The sequence below is a fragment of the Nonomuraea sp. B19D2 genome, from assembly GCF_040137845.1.
Classification (GTDB): Bacteria; Actinomycetota; Actinomycetes; order Streptosporangiales; family Streptosporangiaceae; genus Nonomuraea.
Genome location: NZ_JBEFAK010000063.1, coordinates 30744 through 49236, shown reverse-complemented (window position 1 = coordinate 49236; position 18493 = coordinate 30744). Strand labels below are relative to the sequence as shown.

Genomic DNA, 18493 nt, shown 5'->3' with positions numbered 1-18493 from the left:
TACCCCGGGCGGGGGGCCCCCCCCTGGGGGGGCGCGCTTCCTCAGCCAGCGGCCGGCGGGCTGATCGTGTAATACTCCGGCATGCACCTCACCTCTTACGCCGAGTGGGCCCTCCGCCTGGTCAACGACCCGGATCCGCCGCCTGAGCTGAGAGGCCTGCGGGACGAGCTCGCCGCCGTGTTCGACGCGGCCGACGACGAGCCGGCCGCGGTCGAGCGGCTGAACGCCCTGCTCGTGCGCTACCCCGTACGTCCCCAGCTCACCGACCACGACGGCCGGGGCTGGCACCTCCACCTGGCCGACGACGACGCGGCCGGCGCCGTGATGGGCCTGGCCGCGGTGGTGGCGGAGCTGGGCGTGGACCGGCTCGGCAGGTGCCAGGAGCCGCGCTGCCGGCGGGCGTTCCTGGACACCTCGTCCAACCGCTCCCGCCGCTACTGCTCGCCCCGCTGCGCCAGCCGCGCGAACGTGGCCGCCTTCCGTGCCCGGCAGCGGGACGGCTCCTAGCGCCGTCGTCGCAGGAGGGGCCAGTAGCGCAGCACGACCCGTCCCACGATGTCGCGGACAGGGCCGAAGTCCCAGCTGTCGCGGCGCCCGCCGGCCCGCTGGTTGTCGCTCTCCAGCCACCAGCCGTCGGCCCCGTGCCACTGGGCCCGTTTCACGATCAGCCGATCCGGGTCGCCGGGGAGCCTGGCCACGACGAGATCGCCCGGGCGGACGGCGGCGTTCCTGCGTACCAGGAGCCAGTCTCCTGGAACCAGCGCGGGACGCATCGAATCGCCCTCGACACGCACTCTCATGGTCTCCTCAAGGACGTGCTCGGCGCCGGGCGGGGGTCTCCGCCCGGACCTGCCGCGGAACAAGCGTAAGACCCGTGAGCGACCGGGGAATCCCCCCTCCTCCGCGGGTGTTCGTGACCCGAGTAAGGTCAGTTGTGGACCAAGCTGATTCAGCATCAAGGAAGGACTTTCTGATGCTCGCACGACTGCTACGACCCAAGCAGGTCGCTTCCGCGCACTGCGACCTGCCGTGTGGGGTCTACGACCCCGCTCAGGCCCGCATCGAGGCCGAGTCGGTCAAGGCGATCATGGAGAAGTACGCCGGCAACGAGGACCCGGTCTTCCGCGCCCGCGCGCTGACCATCAAGGAGGAGCGCGCCGAGCTGGTCAAGCACCACCTGTGGGTGCTGTGGACCGACTACTTCAAGCCGCCGCACCTCGAGCAGTACCCTCAGCTTCACCAGCTCTTCTGGGACGCCACGAAGCTCGCGGGCGCCGCCGGCGCCAAGGGCACGGTCGACGTCGCCAAGGCCGAGGACCTGCTGGGCAAGATCGACGAAATCGCCAAGATCTTCTGGGAGACCAAGGCCGCCTAAAACGGCACATAAGGCTCTGTGCGGCGGCGTCCGCGCAGAGCCTTTTCCGTTGATGGCGAGTCTGAATCGTCCAAGCACCTCCCAGGGGCGGTAAGTTGCAGTTGGCGTCGGAAACGCGAGGAGGAACGTGACCGAGGAAACCGAGACGCGCGCGGAGGGCGTGGCCGGCATCCGCGACGTGGTGAGCATCAGGCTCCCCGCCGCCAGTGCCTACCTGTCTGTGCTGCGTACGGCTACCGCCGGGCTGGCGGCGCGGCTTGACTTCACCCTCGACGAGATCGAGGATCTGCGGATCGCGGTCGACGAGGCGTGCGCCATGCTGCTGAGCGAGGCGGTGCCGGGCACCGACCTCACTGCCGAGTTCGAGCTGACCGGGCAGGAGATGCAGGTGAGGGTCGAGGTGGCGACCGTCGGCAGCTCCGCGCCCAAACGCGACGACTTCGCCTGGATGGTGTTGACCGCTCTGGCGGACGAGGTGGACGCGGTGGCGCCCGCTCAAGGCTCCCCCGACACGATGGCGATCGTCCTGCGTAAGCGCCGAGGCGCGGCGAGGCCGGCGTGACGGAAAGGACTGGAGCCATGGCCACCAGCGAACACGCCGTGCCCGACCGGGTCCGTGCCCGCATGCTCTTCGCCGAACTGGCCGAGTTGGGCCCCGAGGAGCCGCGCCGCCAGCGCATCAGAGATGAGCTGGTCGAGCTTCACCTTCCTCTGGTCGAATACCTGGCTCGCCGCTTTCGGAACAGGGGCGAGTGGCTCGACGACCTGACCCAGGTCGCCACCATCGGCCTGATCAAGTCCATCGACCGCTTCGACCTCAACCGCGGCGTGGAGTTCTCCACGTACGCCACGCCCACCATCGTCGGCGAGATCAAGCGCCACTTCCGCGACAAGGGCTGGGCGGTACGCGTGCCGCGCCGGCTGCAGGAGCTGAAGCTCTCGCTGACCAAGGCGATAAGCGATCTGTCGCAGCGCGAGGGCCGCGCGCCGACCGTGGCCGAGCTGGCCTCCTACCTCAAGATGACCGAGGAGGAGGTGCTCGAGGGCCTCGAGTCGGCCAACGCGTACTCGACCGTGTCGCTCGACGCGCCCGACTCCGGCGACGACGACGCCCCCGCGGTGTCCGACTCGCTCGGCATCGTGGACGAGTCGCTCGAGGGCGTCGAATACCGCGAGTCGCTCAAACCGCTGCTTGAGCGGCTGCCGCCACGTGAGAAGCGCATCCTGCTGTTGCGCTTCTTCGGCAACATGACGCAGTCGCAGATCGCCACGGAGCTGGGCATCTCACAGATGCACGTCTCGCGCCTGCTGGCCCGCACGCTCGCGCAGCTGCGCGAGGGCCTGACCGCCGAAGACTAACCGTCCCCGTAGAGGGCGTGGGTGGTGGGCGGCGCGAGCAGCGTCGCCAGCCCGGCCATGGCGATCACGATCAGCGGGATCCCGAGCTGCGGCTGGCCCGACTGGATGAGCGTGACGGAGACCGGCAGCACGAAGATCTGGGCCAGCACGCCGGGCGACCTGCCCCACCGCTCCATCCGGAACAGCCCGCCCCACGCCACCCAGAGCAGCCCCGCCCCGATCAGCACGCCGAACGCCGACTCCGCGATGGCGGTGGTGAGGTTGTCCGGGGTGCTGACCAGGGTCTCCGCCCCGACGTAGAGCCCGAGCCCGAGCGCGGCCAGGCCCTCAAGGGCGACGATGGCGGCGGCGATGACCAGGGTGACCGGACGACTGCTCACGCCCGTACCCTACCCCTCGGGTCCTCCGGCCCGAGAAATGGGACGTTCGGCCGATAAGGCGCGCATTGCCAGCGGATACGCTGGCGCTATGCGCGCCATGCTGCTGGTGAATCCCAAGGCCACGACCACGAACGCGCGTACGCGTGACGTGCTGATCCGCGCGCTCGGCGCGGCCGTGGAGCTGGCGGTCGAGGAGACCCGCTACCGGGGGCACGCCGCGGCGCTGGCCGCCACCGCGCGGGCCAAGGGGTACGACGTGGTGGCGGTGCTCGGCGGCGACGGGACGATCAACGAGGCCGTCAACGGCCTGCTGAACCCGGTGAACGGCCACGAGGTCCCCTCGGACGACCCCAGCGCCGGGCGCCCCGCGCTCATCGTCATCCCCGGCGGCAGCGCGAACGTGTTCGCCCGCGCGCTCGGGCTGCCGAACGACCCGGTGGAGTCCACGGGCGCCGTGCTGGAGGCGCTGCGGGAGGGCCGGCGCAGGACCGTGGGCCTGGGCCAGGCCCTGTGGGAGGGCCAGAGCCGTTACTTCACCTTCTGTTCGGGGATGGGTTACGACGCAGAGGTTGTACGGGCCGTGGAAGGCCTGAGAGGGGCCGGGCGTAAGGCGTCACCGGCGCGGTATGTGAACACCGCCCTACGGCACTATCTGGCCACGGACAAGCGGCATGCAGCGATGACGCTGGCCGGTCCCGGGATACCGACCGTCGAGGGGCTGTTCATGGCGATCATCTCGAACACCTCGCCCTGGACGTACGTCGGCAGCAAGCCCGTGCACCCGACCCCGTGGGCCGGTTTCGACACGGGCCTGGACCTGTTGGGCCTGCGACGCATGGGACCGCTCACACTCGCGCCACTGATCCGGCAGATGCTCACGGAGAGTGACGCACTTCCGGGCGGCCGGCACCTCGTACAGCTCCATGACGAGGCCGAGTTCACACTGACCGCGGACCGCCCCGTGGCCTTCCAGCTGGACGGGGACTACCTGGGGGAACGGGAAAGCGTAACATTTCGGTCTACACCGCACGCGTTACAAGTTTTGGTCTAGATGGTTACAATCGGTCATTGTGTGACGCATCCGACATCCATAACAGCCAAAACTTCACGCCAACCCCCTTGCGTGCACTCAGCGTGGCTGACAGTCTCAAGACTGACGTCGGAACGTAGGACCTTTAACACCCCAAAGGTTCTCCGAGCGTCAGCGGGCAATCCCGGATCCCTCACAGATCTGGGTAATTGTTCGCGCAAGTTAGTGAAACTCTTCACAAAGTAGTGGCCGCACGGAGCCGACCAAGGCTTCATCTACTAAGGAGTGGACGCATGGACTGGCGCCACCGAGCTGCCTGCCGTGACGTGGACCCCGAGCTGTTCTTCCCGATCGGCAACACCGGCCCGGCACTCATGCAGATCGAGGAGGCCAAGCAGGTCTGCCGGTCCTGCTCGGCCATCGACGCGTGCCTGAAGTGGGCGCTGGAGTCCGGGCAGGACGCCGGTGTCTGGGGCGGCCTGAGCGAGGACGAGCGTCGCGCCCTCAAGCGCCGCACCGCTCGCCAGCGCGCCCGCCTCACCGCCTGACCTGCTCATCCGAGCCACCGACCGCCTGACACCGCCAACCTGACATCGGCGCTTGAGCCGCGACAGGCTCACGCGCCGCCGTTGGCCCTTCCGGGTGACGCGCCGGGGTCAGGCCGCTGGGAGCGGGATCGAGAGCGTGACCTCCGTGCCCCCTTCGAGCCGTGGCTGGATGGACAGCCGGCCCGACAGCTCCCCCTCGACCAGCGTACGGACGATCTGCAGCCCCAGGCTGGTGGAGCCCTCGAGGTCGAAGCCGGCGGGAAGCCCGCGGCCGTCGTCCCAGACCGTGACGTTGAGCCGGTCGAGCGCGGGCTCGACGACCACCTCGAGCCGCTTGGGCCGCCCGTGCTGCATCGCGTTCTGCAACAGCTCGGTCAGCGCCATGGCCAGCGGCGTGGCGATGAGGGAGGGCAGCACGCCGAACCCCCCGACTCTCCTGGGCATGACGGCCGCCTCCGCCGCCGACACCTCCCCCGTCATCGCTATCACCCGGTCGGCGATCTCGTCGAAGTCCACGAACTCCTCTGGCGCGTGAGACAACGTCTCGTGCACGATCGCGATCGACCCCACCCGGCGTACCGCCTCCTCCAGCGCCTCCCGGCCCTCGGGCACCTGCAGCCGCCTGGCCTGGAGGCGGAGCAGCGCGGCCACGGTCTGCAGGTTGTTCTTCACCCGGTGGTGGATCTCGCGGATGGTGGCGTCCTTGGTCATCAGCTCGCGCTCGCGCCGCCGCAGCTCGGTCACGTCCCTGATGAGCACCAGCGCGCCGATGCGGCCGCCGCCGACGACCAGCGGGATGGCTCTGAGCTGCACGATCGTGCCGCCCGACTCCACCTCGGTCTCCTTGGCCGCGCGCCCGCTGGCCACGATCATGAGGTCTTCGTTGATCGGCTCGTCGGAGTAGCAGAGCGCCGCGGTGACCCGGCCCAGCTCGGCCCCGACCAGGTCGGCGTGCAGGCCGAGCCGCCGGTAGGCGGACAGGGCGTTCGGCGAGGCGTACGTGACGCGCCCGGCCCGGTCGAGCCTGAGCAGGCCGTCACCGACCCGCGGCGAGCGCACCAGGATCGGCTCCTCGCCCGAGAACGGGAACCGGCCCTCGGCCACCATCTGCGCCAGGTCGGACGCGCTCTGGAGGTAGGTCAGCTCCAGACGGGACGGGGTGCGGGCGGAGGAGAGGTTCGTGGAGCGCTGGATCACCGCCAGGAAGCGCCCTTCACCGCCCTCGACGGTCCGCCGCACAGGGATGGTCTCCTCCCGCACCGGGACCCCCGTGGACCAGTCGGGGTCGCCCTCGCGGCAGATCCGGCGCTCGTTCCACGCGGTGTCGATGAGGTAGCGCTCGCCCTTCGCGGCGACGGTGCCGACGATGTCGTCGTGGTAGACGGTGGGGCCCGTGGTGGGGCGCATCTGGGCGATCGCGATCCAGCCGCTCCCGCCCAGGAGCGGCGCCCACAGGATGAGGTCGGCAAAGGACAGATCGGCCAGCAGCTGCCAGTCGGAGACCAGCGAGTGCAGCCAGTCGAGATCCGCCTCGTCGAGGGCGGTGTGACGGGCTACGAGGTCGCTGAGAGTCGGCACAGATGCATCATGCGTGCTTTCCGCCGCAACAACCAAACCGACTCCCTGCTTGAATGCGCACGCCGCTACGCGGGCAGGACTCCGCACGGCACGTTCGAACGGCCGCTCAGTCGCATAGTGAGCGCAGATACGGCATCGTGCCGCCCACTGGACCTATCGGGAATCTCATATTGTGAGAACCGTCACACTGCCAAACCCGTGCAGACACCAGGACAAAGCAGTACGGAGGTGATCGAAACGGGCAGGTGGTTCCACCGCGACACGGCTCACGTACCGGCCTCGGTTGCGATCGCGTGCGCTGCTGTGGATATCCTTCACAATCAGCCTGAGCTGCCCGGATCCGTGCGTGCCAGTCGCCGTGCCCGCCCGGTGCCGGTCGGCCGCCACAGGCCGTGGTTGACCGCTCGGGCCGATGTGAGTTCCGATGATCTCGCGGTGACCAGACACGCCCTCACCGCCGTGGCAGAAGTGAAGGTGAGAGCGTGACAGACGACGGCCCCCGCGTACCGAAGTACTACGACGTGAAACGCAGCCTGCTTGAGCTCACCAAGACGCTGCCGCCGGGCACGGCGCTGCCGCCGGAGCGCACGCTCGCCGTGCGGTTCGAGACCTCGCGCACCACGGTCAGGCAGGCGCTGACCGAGCTGGTAGTGGAGGGCAGGCTGCTGCGCATCCAGGGCAAGGGCACGTTCGTGGCCCAGCCGAAGGTGGCGCAGGTGCTGCAGCTGACCTCGTACATCGGCGACCTGCGCACCGCGGGCCTGGAGCCGGACACCAAGATCCTGGAGATCGGCTACATCACCGCCGACGAGACCCTGGCCAGGCGCCTGGCCATCAACCCCGGCGGCCGTGTGCTGCGCATCCACCGCCTCCGGCTGGCCAACGGCGAGCCGGTCTCGATCGACACCACGCACCTGTCCGCGCGCCGCTTCCCCCGGCTGCGACGGGAGCTGGAGGTGCACGCGTCGCTGTACGAGACGCTGCACAACGCGTACAACGTGCGGCTCACGGACGCCGAAGAGATCATCGAAACCGTGCTGGCCACCCCGTACGACGCCAAGGCCCTCGGCGTCGACGTCGGCCTCCCCATGCTCCTCCTCACCCGCCACGCCTTCGACGCCGACGGCAACCCCGTCGAGTGGGCGCAGTCCCTCTACCGGGGCGACCGCTACAAGTTCGTCACCCGCCTCCGCAGGCCGTAGCGCAGGCGGCGTACGGAACCGGCTGCGCGATCCAGGAGGGCAGATCGCGCGCACTCCGCCTTCATGCTGATCAGCGACGAAACGATCGCATGCCCTAGGAGTTGCCCGTGATTCAGAAGATCAGCCGTCTCTGCGCGTTCGCGGCCGCGTTCGCCGTCGCGGCGATCGGCGTCCCGGCCACCGCCGCCCATGCCGACGGCACCGGCGGCTGCACGACGTACTACCGCACCATCGACCAGGTCTATATGGAGATCGGCTCCTGCATCTCCAACGCCAACGGGGAACTGAGGCCGGACACCTGGGTCCGTTTCCAGTATCGGGGGTCGGCTCCCTCAGCCCGGCCATCCTGCTGGCTCAACATCCACCTGTACAGCAAGAGCGATCCCCTTCCGGGTTCCGGAAGCTCCTGCACGTCCTATATCCCCGGCAACGGCAGCATAGGCCCATGGGTCAATGTGAAGGGCCGTTTCTACACCGACCGCGACTGGGGGTCGACCACCTACCGCACCGGAGTGATCGTCAACATCAACAACGGGCATGCGACCGACATGTTGTGGAGTCCGTGGCAGGTGGCGTGAACGATCCCGATGCTGGTTACGACGTCGCGCACGATTAGATTGCGATCTTGAGCCTACTCATCGGCTGATCTCTAGCGCATCAACAAGAAGGCCGTACGGCCCCCTTCGTGGAGGGCCGAGTCCTGAGGCGGACTCCGGGCGGCGACGACGAACACCGTACCCCGAAGGTCACAGCCACCCCTTCTCCGTGGCCAGCCGTACGGCTTCCGCCCGGGTGCGCGCCCCGGTCTTGCCCATGGCGGACGACAAGTGGTTACGCACCGTTCCCTCGGACAGGTGCAGGCGACGCGCGATGTCGGCAACCGTGCCGCCGTCCGCCGCAGCGTTCATGACCTCGAGTTCGCGGGCGGTGAGCGGGCTGATGCCGCTGCTCAGCGATACGGCGGCCAGGTCGGGGTCAACCACGCGCAACCCGGCGTAGACCTTGCGCACGGCCTCGGTCAGGTGCTCGGGCTTGGTGTCCTTGACGACGAAGCCGGCCGCTCCGGCGGCCATCGCACGGGCCAGGTAACCGGGGCGGCCGAAGGTGGTCAGCATGATCACCCGACAGTCCAGGCCGCGCAGTGCGGCGGCAGCCGCCAGGCCGTCGCCGCCTGGCATTTGGATGTCCAGCAGGACGACGTCGGGCCGGGTCACGCGTGCGGCCTCGATCGCCTCGGATGCGGTACCTGCCTGGCCAACCACCTCGATGTCGCGTTCCAGGCCGAGCAGGGCCGCCAGGGCGCCGCGTACGAGGGCCTGGTCGTCGACGAGGAGCACCCTGATCATCGCGCGCACTCGACGCGCAGGCGGTAGCCGCCGCCGGGCAGGGCGCCCGCCTCCAGGGTGCCTCCGACGTCACGCAGCCGCCTGGTCAGCCCGTCCAGCCCGTGCCCTGTGCCGTTGGCATCGCCGATCCCGTCGTCGGTGACGTCGATGAAGGCAGGGCCGAGTCGCACCTGGCAGCGGCTGGCCCCGCTGTGCTTGACCACGTTGGTCACCCCTTCGCGCAGGACGTATGCGAAGACGCTTCGGTAACGCTCCGCCACCTGATCGGTCGTTGCCGGGAGATCGGCCTGGATACCTGCCGCGTCCAGCGCCGCGGCTGCATCGGCGAGCGCGGTCTCCATCGACAGCTGGTGCGTGGCGGCGACGGCTGCCCGTACGTCGGTGAGCGCCTGCCTGCCCAGCCCTTCGATGTCCGCCACCTCGGCGTGGACCCGCTCGTTCGCATCGGCTTCCAGCAGGCGCCTGGCCAGGCCTGCTTTGACGGTGATCGTGGTCAGCGTGGATCCGACCACGTCGTGCAGATCTCTGGACATGCGCTCGCGATCTCGCAGTACGGCCAGCTCGGCGATGGTGGCGTTGGCGTCGGCCAGCGCCCGGTTGGCGCGCCAGAGTCCGGCGAGCGCGATCGAGGAGAGCACCACGAGCAGGAAGATCATCGTGGTGGCGCGTCCGTCGGACTGGGACATGACCCCGGTCGCGATCGTCACCACGATGGCCACTGCGGCCAGGCCGAACGCGACCGTCCACGGCAGCATGAAGCCGAAGATGGCCAGCGTGTAGCTGAGGTTCCAGACATGCTGGCCATACACCAGGACCAGGGGAGCGGAGGCCGCGGCGGCCAGCACGCACAGCCCCACACGCCACATAAGCGGCCTGCCGATGGCCACCCCGACGCCGACCACGTAGCACGCGATGTAGACCGCGATCAGCAGGGTGTGGACGATCTCCCCCAGCGACAGAGCCTTGACCAGGTCGAGCCACAAGGCGGCGGTGAACAGCAGGGCGAAGATCCACCATGTTCTGGGGTGACGAAACGGCCAACTCATCATCAACGGCCGAAGCGGCGAGGAAGCGGACATCGGGTGAAAGCGTAGCCCCATGCGCCCCTCAGATTCGAGCGGCCTCTCGCCGGTGAAGGGCGATCACTGCGGCGCCCACGACCACGAGCCACGCGGCCATCACAGCGACGCCCAGCGGCTGGAACGGCGCGCCGCTGAGCTGGATCCTGGCGTTCTCGGCCAGCCAATAGCTCGGCAGCACCTTGGCGAGGCCCACCATGAAGCCGGGCAATGCCTCGACGGGGATCCACAGGCCGCCGAGCATGGCCATCGGCAAGTAGACGGCCACACCGGCACCACTGGCCGCGTCGGGCTTGACCGCCAGCCCGATGGCCAGGCCGATGACGCCGTACGGCAGAGCTCCCGGCCAGGTCGCGGCGACGAGCCCGAACCACTGCCCGGCGGGCAGCTCGACGCCCTTGATCACCAATCCGGCGAGGAAGACCAGAACGATCGCGGGAAGTGCCATCGCCATCGCCACGACCACCTTGGCGGCCACGTATCCCCAGGCGGGCAGCGGTGTGAGCCGCAGCTGCCTGTTCCACCCGGCCAACCGCTCCTGGCCAACCCTGGTGCCGGCCGCGATCGACACCGAGATCGCGGCGAACGCCGCCATGCTCACCATCATGTAGCGCGGCATGTCCAGGCCGCCGGTGCCCAGCCCGCCGAACACCTCGGACATGACCAGGAAGAACACCACTGGGAAGCCGATGGTGATCGCCAAGAAGGTGACGCTGCGCGCGAGGACCTTCAGTTCGGTGACGACAAGGCTGATCATCAGACTTTCTCCTCGGCGATGAGTACGGCGAAGGCATCCTCAAGCGACATCGGCGTGACCGCGATGTCGCGCGCTGAGGGCACCTCTTCCAGGAGGGCACGGAGCGCTGTGTCGGAGTCGGTGCAGTGCAGCTCCACGAGGTCGCCGCGCCGCTCGACCGCGCTGACGCCCGGCAGCAGTTCGAAGGGGTGGTCAACGCCGGTCCTGGCGATGATCGTCCTGGTGTCGACGGAGGCGCAGACCTGGGAGACGGAGCCGTCCGCCACGATCGCGCCCTGGCGCAACAGCACAACCCGATCGGCGAAGTCCTGCGCCTCTGCCAGGTAGTGGGTGGCGAACACCACCGTGCGCCCGCCTGCGCCGTACTCCCTCATCGCGGCCCAGAACTCCTGGCGCGCCCGCACATCCATCGCCACCGTCGGCTCGTCGAGCACGAGCAGGTCGGGGTCGCATACCAGGGCCGCGGCGAACCGGACCCGCTGCTGCTGCCCGCCCGACAGCCCGCCGTACCTGAGCTTGGCGAACGGGGTGACGCCCGCCCGCTCCAGGGCATCGTCCGTTTCGAGCGGTTTCGGGTACTGCGCGGCGATCACTTTGACGATCTCCCTGGGAGTCATCTCGCCCAGGAAGCCGCCGGCCTGGAGCATCGCGCCGACAAGTCCCTCGGCCAGCGCGCGATGTGACGGGCGGCCGAACAACGCCACCTCCCCGGCATCGGGCGAGATCAGCCCGAGAAGCATCTCCATCATGGTCGTCTTGCCCGCGCCGTTGGGGCCCAGCAGGGCCACCACCTCGCCGGGCGCGACGAGCAGGTCCACATCGCGTACCGCATGCACCTCACCGAACGTCTTACGCAAAGCGCGCAGGCTCACCGCCGCTCCCGCGGACACCAGATCTTTCATGACGCCGACTCTCCTGGCTGTGACCCGGTTGTACGTCGCTTGTCTGTCACGAGTTGGCCATGACATATGTCACGGGTGCCGGATTTGGTGCGCTGAACGCGGACACACGGAAATGTCCGGCAGCGGCCCTGGGAACGCTCCCGCCTGACGATCGGCACTCAACCGTGTCGCAAACCTTGGGCCTCATCACTGCTCACAGCATCCAGGAAGTAGATCAACAGCTGGTTCAGAGAATTCGCTGGGCTCGGGCTTGCAGCGTGTTCGACCCATCGGCGGCCAGCCGCGCCCTGGCCTCGGCAGCCCTCATGCCCTGGCCGACGCCCCCGCCAGCCAGGCTCCCGATGGTACGGTGACCGTGATCGGTGTGGCTCCCAAGCTGACAGCGCGGTCGTTTCCCGTACCCGCTCCGCGTCTTCCAGTTAGCCGATCTTCGATGTCAGCCTCAAGCGAGGGAGACCGGCATGGCAACCCCTTCCTGGTACGAGTCGCTTCCCGAAGTCATGAGCGAAGCAGAGTATCGAGCATTGCCAGAGGACATCGCCAGGAGCATCGAGGTGGTCCATGGGCATGTGATCAAGTGCGAGTCACCCGCTCCACAGCACAACCGCATAGCCCGTCGTCTCGCCGGCTCACTGGAGGCCGCTCGTACGGTGAGCGGCCCGTGTCTGAGTGTTGAGACCGACATCGACGTGGTGCTCTGGCGGGTTCCCAAGTTCACCTTCCGACGCCCGGACGTGGTGGTCTACAAGTGTCTGGACGACCCTGGTCGGAAGCCGGATGCCTCCCAGACTCTGGCCGTCGTCGAGGTCTCCTCACCCGGGACCGTCCGTGAAGACCTCACCGATAAACGCACGCAGTATGCCGCCGCCGGCATCCCGCTCTACCTACTCATCCTGCTCGACGAGAAGTACGAGATCATCGAGGTGAAGGAGTTCCATCTCGATGCCGTAGCCTCCGAATACAGGCTTCATCGGGTACACCAGGCAGACCTCGAACTGGAGCTTCCTATCAGGGTGACCATCCCGTTTCTCGTGCTGACCGCTCCCTAACGTTGCCCTGCGTGCTCGTTGCGTGCCCGTTCGGTCGGTGACCAGCGAAAAGTCATGGGGATTCATGGCCACTCGATCGATATATACCCAGGTCAGCGCTACCCCCGTTCAGAGCCCATGATTTCGAAAGAGTCCCCAAGCTGACAGCGCGGGTTCGATTCCCGCCACCCGCTCTCAGCGTGAAAGCCCAGGCCAGGAGTCGTTTCCCGGAACCTGGACTTAGATCTTGTCAGGGCTTGATGATCTCCGCGTGCCTTTGGGTTTTGATCACGAGTTCGCTGTTCAGCTGAAGCGCGATGGCCGGCAGCCGGCTGCTGCGCATCCAGGGCAAGGGCACGTTCGTGGCCCAGCCGAAGGTGGCGCAGGTGCTGCAGCTGACCTCGTACATCGGCGACCTGCGCACCGCGGGTCTGGAAGCGGACACCAAGATCCTGGAGATCGGCTACATCACCGCCGACGAGACCGAAGAGATCATCGAGACCGTGCTGGCCACCCCGTACGACGCCAAGGCCCTCGGCGTCGACGTCGGCCTCCCCATGCTCCTCCTCACCCGCCACGCCTTCGACGCCGACGGCAACCCCGTCGAGTGGGCGCAGTCCCTCTCGACGGCAACCCCGTCGAGTGGGCGCAGTCCCTCTACCGGGGCGACCGCTACAAGTTCGTCACCCGCCTCCGCAGGCCGTAGCGCCCCTCGGCCATGCCGACGGGGTTGTTCCGCTGGCTGGGCGGAGCGGCCTGTGGGACAGTTGGGCCCACGTGGTCGTATGGCCGGGCGGCTGTCGGCGCCGGACCGGGGAGAGCGACTCGTGTCCAAAACTCGAGTCTCGACCATCCGACGGATGGAACCACAATCGGCATAACTCATATACGACACGGTGATAATTGGGTAGGGTCCGGGGCGTGCGACTTCGTGGCCGTTCTATGCCTGTTGCTGCGTTGCTTGCGTGCCTCGCCGTCATGTCGGCGTGCTCGGCAGAGCCCGAGAAGCCCTCGCTGGATGAGGCGGCGAAACAGCTCGTTGCCGACGGTGAGAAATTGGTGGCGTCCCGCGAGTTGACTGCTGCTGGAACTGTGACCGTGACCGAACGCGCGAGCAAGGATGGTGAATTGGGATGCCTGAAGGGCCAAGTTCAGCGCTTCTTCCGGGCTCAAGGAGATCTCGCAGGGCCGCCACACGTGCATTCACCGGGAAATTCGGCCGGCTTGATGCTGAGCGCGCTTCGAAATCTAGGCTATGACAAGGTCATAGACAGCCTGGATCTTCGCGACGAGAATCTAAGTGTGACGTTGGCGCAGAATCCGAAGACGGGGATCACTTTCCTGGTGGCCGTGCGCAACACGCAGAAGCCCAATATCATGATCGTCGGAAAGACGACTTGCTATGAGCGGAGCGAATGAGCCGACGAGGCGGCCCTATTCTTAGCCAGGCGGCCACTGGGCTGCCTCCTTCCGTAGAAGTTCGGCTTGTTTGTGCAAATGGTCGGCTGTCGTCATACAGGATTCCCGCAGTTGAACGAGCTCTCGCTGCAACTGCATGGCTTGGGCGATAAAGCGATCCGCGGCCGCCCCCTTCCAAAGCGCGTCGACATCTCGCGGCTTTGCTAGATTTCCACCGAAAACCCCTTCCAGCTCCTTGGCATACCGGATGAAGGCAGCAGCAAGGAGGTCCCTTTCGGCGGCCTGGCGGGATAGTTGCCCGTGCGATGGTATCGTCAATTCACCCTCCTCTCTTTTCCAGCGCGTCGATCAGTGCGTTGTAAAGCCTTCCTCGGAACGCCATGCGCACCTCATCTTGCTGATAGATGGTCAGCGGCTTCTGACCGTGCTTTTCCAGCGATCTCATCACCCACTGGGCCTGCTGTTCTACGAGCCTGTCGGCCACATTTCTCGCGTTCTCGGGGGTCTTTTCGTCGAAGTAACCCGTGATTATATCTTTGAACACGTCCTTGGCGTCGTCCAAGCCCTTGTCCCGAGCTGTGGCTGTCGTCGGATCGTTGATCGGCCAGTATTTGTTGGAAAGCCAATCGATGGGCAGCGTCATGGTGTCCGCGAGCCACTCCGCGTACTCGTCGTCGCTCCACTCCGCGTGAGTGGACCCGCTCAACATCAGGTTCGCTACCCCACCCGCCAGCGCGCTCCGCGACGTGTACTCCGCCTGCATGCCTTCGTCTCCAAACGGCCGGAAGCGCCCAATGTCAAGCCCAAGCATGTAGTCGTGCGATGCCTTCATCAGAGCGCTCGCCGCCGCCTTGTCCTGCATCAACGCCCCCATGAACCGGGAAGCCACGCCCGGATCGAGCTTGTCCCAGGGAGAAGCTGGATGCAGTGTGACGAGATCCGGCGAAGAGAGCTTGGCTTGGCCGCGTGCGAGCTGGTCGAGATAGGGCGTCACGTTCTCGGCCAGCGATCGGCTGACCGGCGAGTCCTTGAAAGTTCCCCATTGCCCGCCGACCCAGGGAGTGTTCTCGGCACCGAGGCCGCTGATCAGATTAAGCCACGCTCGGTCGCGCAGGTCGGCGACGCCGACACCTGGTTTCAATGCCTTGTCCAGCACGCCTGCCAGCTTCTCTTCGAAGCCGGAAATCCCTGTCGTACGAAATCGCCCCGGGTGCAGCAACCAGCCCGCGACCTGCTTGTTCTCGGCGAGCAGCCTCTGCAGCGCCTGCGGGTCGGCGTCGTAAGCCTCGACTAGCGCGTTCAAGTTCCAGTTCTGCCCAGCTGAGGACTCGGCGGTAAGAGGGCGACTCAGGACGAGTGTCGCGACCTGGTTGAGGAACGCGTCAGACTGCTTGGACAGCGCGACCAGCGAAGTCAGGACGCTGGGCTCAGTCGTTTCCACCAGCTTTCCACGCCACTCCTCGCCCAACCGCCCGGCGCCTTCCGCACTGCTGTAGGCGCGAGCGAGCTGGCCCAGGCTGCCCCTGGCCTGCTCAAGGGTGCCCGGCGGCACGCCCTTCTGCATGGCAGCCGGTCCCTTGTCCCTCATCCAATGCATAAACGTGGCCCGGAACCCGTCCGGACCGAGAGCTCCCAGCAGAGCAGCGGCGTAGGCGGGATCGTCGACCTTCTCACCGGTAGCCGCCAGCGCGTCGGCTACCTTGCGCCAACTCTCCACAGTGGTCTCGACATCGTGCCGCTTGAGCGCCTCGGCAATCGTCGCGGCGTCTCCCTTTCCCTGCTGGGCAGCCTCGGACTCGGTGGCGAAGGTGAAGAACGCGGTCACCAGACCTTGTGCCCCGCTCGGAACCATGCGCCGGATCGTGTCGATCCGCCACTTGAGGTCTCGCTGGCTCTCGTCGAAGAACGCCCAGGACCTGTGCATGGCGGTCACGCCTTGCTGACCGGTCCACGCCTCCCCTGCCTCAGCAACGGCTGCCTCGAGTCCGGATCGCGTGCTGGCCAGGACTCTCTTGCCGACTTCCATCTGCTGGATGAGCTGATCGGCTCTACCGGGGTCGATCCCAACGAACTCCCCCATGGGTCTCCTCCCAGAGGGTGCGGGTTACAGGGCGGGAGTTAAACACAGCGGGCAATACAGGTAAATGCCTCAAGTGCTGGCATAGCTACTGAGTCTGGCCGATCAGACAACTCCGATGGCCGCGAGCCCTCGACGTCAGGCTGGTTTGGTGTCGTGACGTTCAGCGACGAACAGCCCACGTCCAGGCGCGGTGATCAGAAGACCCTCGTTCTTTAGTACGTCGAGCGCCTTCTTCACGGTGTTCCGAGACAGGCCGGATTCTTCTTCCAACTGCGTCTGAGACGGCACCTTGCGGCCAGGTGGGATCTCGCCTGCCTCGATGCGGGCGCGGAGCGCGTCCGCAAGCTGGAGGTAAGGCGCTCGCAGCCCATCCGGATCGATTCTCACGATTTGAAGGCTAGGCGGCCAGGATTATCCCGAGATAGGCAGGCCCGGCCATGGCCAGCCATGGCCTAGTAGCGCTACCATGCTTTCATTCCCTCGGTGCTCGATGCCGGGCCCGCCCAGCGAGGGCAAGCGCCGTACGGCCCCTTGACCACACAGCGGAGGTCCGCCCCCATGGCACACCCAACCACAGACCTACGATTTGATCCCCGCCTGACGACCGAGATCCAGGCTGTACTCGAGAAGCACGGATACCGGCTACCCTCAGGCGGCGATCACATCCGCGAACTCGTCATGACCCGCGTCAACATCGCGCTCAAGAACCTCGTCGAGGTCTTCGAAGGACGGACCTGGTGACATGGCGCGCGAGATCCCCGACTTCCACGGTCCGCACATCGAGCCACCCTTGCCAGGCCACTTCAAATTGACCTGGCATGAACCGACCAACCGCGTAGCGCGCATCCGCGTGGTCTCTCACACGTGCGAGTGCCGCCGCACGACGTACGAGCTGTGTAGTGCCGCCGGCCAGGGATTCGTCCGCCGTACCGACCGAGAAAAGCGGACCGTCCACGAAACCTCATGGACCTTGAGCGCGGCTGCCAGGCATACCTTCGAGCAGATCTTGCGCGGCGAGGCCCGATGAGAGCCTGGGTTGAGCGAGCACCACGTCTAGGCTGGTCACGTGAGTGTTCTCGTCGTCACAGGGACGGACGCGGCGGTGGGCAAGACCGTCGTGACGGCGGCTCTGGCCGCGTTGGCGCTCGGCAGGGGCTGGAGCGTGGCAGTGGTGAAACCCGCACAAACCGGTCTCCGGCCGGACGAGCCCGGTGATCTGGACGAGGTGATCCGGCTGTCCGGGGTCACCACCACCTTCGAGCTGGGCCGGTTCGCCGAGCCGCTCTCCCCGGCCGCCGCCGCCCGGGTCGCCGGGGTGCCGCCCGTGTCGCTGGCCGTGGTCGCTCAGCTCGTGCGGGAGCTGGCCGAGAGCAACCGGCTGGTCGTCGTGGAGGGGACCGGAGGACTGCTCGAGCGGTACGACGAGGACGGCGGGACCATCGCCGATCTCGCACGCTCCTTGAGCGCGCAGGTGCTCGTCGTGGCCGGGATCGGACGGGGGACGGTCAATCACACCGCGCTCACCCTGGAGGCGTTGGCCCATCGAGGGCTCGAGCCGGCCGGGGTCGTCATCGGGCGCTGGCCGGAAGAGCCCGGGATCGTGGAGCGTAGTTGCGTGTGCGACCTGGAGATGCTGGCCGCCCGGCCGCTGGCCGGGGTGCTGCCCGAAGGGGCGGGGAGCCTCGGCAGGGACGCGTTCGCCGAAGTAGCGCGCAGAGGGCTGGCAGCCACGCTCGGCGGCACGTTCGACCCCACCGGCTTCAGGCCGACCCCCTAAAGGTCACCTGGCTGGCAGGATGCCTCCGGCAGGTCGCAGACCTTGACGGTCATGCGCTCCGCCTGGTCGATCAGGCCGCGGAAACGGTTGAGCGGCAGGCTCTTCGAGGGCCAGGCCGTCTCGCCCACGATGTAGACGGCGGCCCCGCGCCGTACCGCCACCGCCTGCTCGCCGCCCTCGTAGAAGCGACCCCCCGCCCGCAGGCCGTCGTCCCCCACGTCGAGCGGCTTGCTGAAGTAACGGGAGCGGTGGATCCCCTTGCCGACGTCCGCGCACTTCCTGAGGTCGGCGCGCAGCAGGCGCATCGCTCGCTCGGCGTGCCGGACATCCTTGTAGACCACCAGCTGCTCGTACTTCACCTCAGCTTCGCCCGAGTAGTGGACGGCCCGGTTCTCCAGCCGGCCGGCGTCGCGGCGGTGGCGGAAGAAGCAGGGGTTGAGCTGGAGCGGCAGCGACTTCGAGTCGATCACCTCGTAGCTCTCCCACTCCTTCGCGGGCGGGTGCGACTCCATGAACAACATGCCGTCAGGCAACCCGCTGGACATCATCGTCGCCGCCAGCGCGACGGCGAACCCCGTCTGAATCATCGGAAAACCTCCCATCCGTGAGATGGGGCGGGAGGCGGATTTGTTC

At 67.2% G+C, this 18493-nt stretch carries 23 protein-coding genes and 1 pseudogene; 14 read left to right on the top strand and 10 right to left on the bottom strand.

The window, feature by feature from the left end; genetic code table 11:
• The first annotated feature begins 81 nt into the window (after positions 1–81).
• A complete protein-coding gene (locus ABN273_RS53295; protein ID WP_349457411.1) occupies positions 82–507 on the top strand; it encodes a CGNR zinc finger domain-containing protein in 426 nt (141 codons plus the stop codon).
• On the opposite strand, the gene ABN273_RS53290 is transcribed toward ABN273_RS53295, so the two are convergent.
• Entirely contained in the window at positions 504–800 is a 297-nt protein-coding gene (locus tag ABN273_RS53290; protein ID WP_349457410.1) for a S24 family peptidase, read from the bottom strand. The genes ABN273_RS53295 and ABN273_RS53290 overlap by 4 nt on opposite strands.
• Positions 801–973: 173 nt before the next feature.
• On the opposite strand from ABN273_RS53290, the gene sodN reads away from it, so the two are divergent.
• The 3 genes from sodN (at position 974) to ABN273_RS53275 (ending at position 2734) form a co-directional block, all read left to right on the top strand.
• Positions 974–1375, top strand: coding sequence for a superoxide dismutase, Ni (sodN, locus tag ABN273_RS53285; protein ID WP_344992164.1), 402 nt, complete (start codon positions 974–976; stop codon positions 1373–1375).
• Positions 1376–1502: 127 nt separating this feature from the next.
• The gene (locus tag ABN273_RS53280; protein WP_349457409.1) at positions 1503–1937 is read left to right on the top strand and encodes an ATP-binding protein; all 435 of its coding nucleotides are present in this window, start codon (positions 1503–1505) and stop codon (positions 1935–1937) included.
• A 17-nt stretch (positions 1938–1954) separates the two neighbouring features.
• Positions 1955–2734, top strand: coding sequence for an RNA polymerase sigma factor SigF (locus tag ABN273_RS53275; protein WP_176573444.1), 780 nt, complete (start codon positions 1955–1957; stop codon positions 2732–2734).
• On the opposite strand, the gene ABN273_RS53270 is transcribed toward ABN273_RS53275, so the two are convergent.
• Positions 2731–3114, bottom strand: coding sequence for a hypothetical protein (locus tag ABN273_RS53270; protein WP_349457408.1), 384 nt, complete (start codon positions 3112–3114; stop codon positions 2731–2733). The two genes, ABN273_RS53275 and ABN273_RS53270, sit on opposite strands and share 4 nt — an antisense overlap.
• Before the next feature lie 88 nt (positions 3115–3202).
• On the opposite strand from ABN273_RS53270, the gene ABN273_RS53265 reads away from it, so the two are divergent.
• Together ABN273_RS53265 and ABN273_RS53260 are read left to right on the top strand one after the other, a co-directional pair.
• Entirely contained in the window at positions 3203–4165 is a 963-nt protein-coding gene (locus ABN273_RS53265; protein WP_349457407.1) for a diacylglycerol/lipid kinase family protein, read from the top strand.
• A gap of 272 nt (positions 4166–4437) precedes the next feature.
• Positions 4438–4692 carry a WhiB family transcriptional regulator gene (locus ABN273_RS53260; protein ID WP_349457406.1) on the top strand — a complete coding sequence of 85 codons (255 nt, stop codon included), beginning with the start codon at positions 4438–4440 and terminating at the stop codon, positions 4690–4692.
• Positions 4693–4800: 108 nt separating this feature from the next.
• Here ABN273_RS53260 and ABN273_RS53255 read toward each other — a convergent pair whose 3' ends face one another.
• On the bottom strand, positions 4801–6270 hold the full coding sequence (locus ABN273_RS53255; protein ID WP_349457405.1) for a histidine kinase N-terminal domain-containing protein: 1470 nt from the start codon (positions 6268–6270) through the stop codon (positions 4801–4803).
• A 482-nt stretch (positions 6271–6752) separates the two neighbouring features.
• On the opposite strand from ABN273_RS53255, the gene ABN273_RS53250 reads away from it, so the two are divergent.
• Complete coding sequence (locus ABN273_RS53250; protein WP_349457404.1) at positions 6753–7472, top strand: GntR family transcriptional regulator; 720 nt, start codon at positions 6753–6755, stop codon at positions 7470–7472.
• 107 nt (positions 7473–7579) lie between these two features.
• Positions 7580–8050 carry a hypothetical protein gene (locus tag ABN273_RS53245; protein WP_349457403.1) on the top strand — a complete coding sequence of 157 codons (471 nt, stop codon included), beginning with the start codon at positions 7580–7582 and terminating at the stop codon, positions 8048–8050.
• A gap of 168 nt (positions 8051–8218) precedes the next feature.
• On the opposite strand, the gene ABN273_RS53240 is transcribed toward ABN273_RS53245, so the two are convergent.
• The 4 genes from ABN273_RS53240 to ABN273_RS53225 are packed head-to-tail and all read right to left on the bottom strand — an operon-like array spanning position 8219 to position 11556.
• Positions 8219–8818: a response regulator transcription factor gene (locus ABN273_RS53240; RefSeq protein WP_349457402.1), complete on the bottom strand. Its 600-nt coding sequence runs from the start codon at positions 8816–8818 to the stop codon at positions 8219–8221.
• The gene (locus ABN273_RS53235) at positions 8815–9897 is read right to left on the bottom strand and encodes a sensor histidine kinase (RefSeq protein WP_349457401.1); all 1083 of its coding nucleotides are present in this window, start codon (positions 9895–9897) and stop codon (positions 8815–8817) included. The genes ABN273_RS53240 and ABN273_RS53235 overlap by 4 nt, the downstream gene beginning before the upstream one ends.
• Positions 9898–9925: 28 nt before the next feature.
• A complete protein-coding gene (locus ABN273_RS53230) occupies positions 9926–10654 on the bottom strand; it encodes an ABC transporter permease (RefSeq protein WP_349457400.1) in 729 nt (242 codons plus the stop codon).
• Entirely contained in the window at positions 10654–11556 is a 903-nt protein-coding gene (locus tag ABN273_RS53225) for an ABC transporter ATP-binding protein (RefSeq protein WP_349457399.1), read from the bottom strand. Before ABN273_RS53225 ends, ABN273_RS53230 begins: the two co-directional genes overlap by 1 nt.
• 461 nt (positions 11557–12017) lie before the next feature.
• On the opposite strand from ABN273_RS53225, the gene ABN273_RS53220 reads away from it, so the two are divergent.
• The 3 genes and pseudogenes from ABN273_RS53220 (at position 12018) to ABN273_RS53210 (ending at position 14003) form a co-directional block, all read left to right on the top strand.
• The gene (locus ABN273_RS53220) at positions 12018–12605 is read left to right on the top strand and encodes a Uma2 family endonuclease (RefSeq protein WP_349457398.1); all 588 of its coding nucleotides are present in this window, start codon (positions 12018–12020) and stop codon (positions 12603–12605) included.
• Positions 12606–12913: 308 nt separating this feature from the next.
• A pseudogene (locus tag ABN273_RS53215) lies at positions 12914–13290 on the top strand (UTRA domain-containing protein); the annotation flags it as partial.
• A gap of 215 nt (positions 13291–13505) precedes the next feature.
• The gene (locus tag ABN273_RS53210; RefSeq protein WP_349457397.1) at positions 13506–14003 is read left to right on the top strand and encodes a hypothetical protein; all 498 of its coding nucleotides are present in this window, start codon (positions 13506–13508) and stop codon (positions 14001–14003) included.
• A gap of 319 nt (positions 14004–14322) precedes the next feature.
• Here ABN273_RS53210 and ABN273_RS53205 read toward each other — a convergent pair whose 3' ends face one another.
• Both ABN273_RS53205 and ABN273_RS53200 read right to left on the bottom strand, forming a co-directional pair.
• On the bottom strand, positions 14323–16083 hold the full coding sequence (locus ABN273_RS53205; RefSeq protein WP_349457396.1) for a hypothetical protein: 1761 nt from the start codon (positions 16081–16083) through the stop codon (positions 14323–14325).
• A gap of 135 nt (positions 16084–16218) precedes the next feature.
• Entirely contained in the window at positions 16219–16470 is a 252-nt protein-coding gene (locus ABN273_RS53200; protein WP_349457395.1) for a GntR family transcriptional regulator, read from the bottom strand.
• Between the two features lie 171 nt (positions 16471–16641).
• Here ABN273_RS53200 and ABN273_RS53195 point away from each other — a divergent pair, with 171 nt between their 5' ends.
• Genes ABN273_RS53195 through bioD form a run of 3 tightly spaced genes read left to right on the top strand, consistent with a single transcriptional unit; the run spans position 16642 to position 17860 of the window.
• Positions 16642–16824 carry a hypothetical protein gene (locus tag ABN273_RS53195; protein ID WP_349457394.1) on the top strand — a complete coding sequence of 61 codons (183 nt, stop codon included), beginning with the start codon at positions 16642–16644 and terminating at the stop codon, positions 16822–16824.
• 1 nt (position 16825) lies between these two features.
• Entirely contained in the window at positions 16826–17110 is a 285-nt protein-coding gene (locus ABN273_RS53190) for a hypothetical protein (protein WP_349457393.1), read from the top strand.
• Between the two features lie 39 nt (positions 17111–17149).
• The gene (gene bioD / locus ABN273_RS53185; protein WP_349457392.1) at positions 17150–17860 is read left to right on the top strand and encodes a dethiobiotin synthase; all 711 of its coding nucleotides are present in this window, start codon (positions 17150–17152) and stop codon (positions 17858–17860) included.
• On the opposite strand, the gene ABN273_RS53180 is transcribed toward bioD, so the two are convergent.
• Positions 17857–18447, bottom strand: a complete 591-nt coding sequence (locus ABN273_RS53180; RefSeq protein WP_349457391.1) for a hypothetical protein — start codon at positions 18445–18447, stop codon at positions 17857–17859. The two genes, bioD and ABN273_RS53180, sit on opposite strands and share 4 nt — an antisense overlap.
• Positions 18448–18493 lie beyond the last annotated feature (46 nt).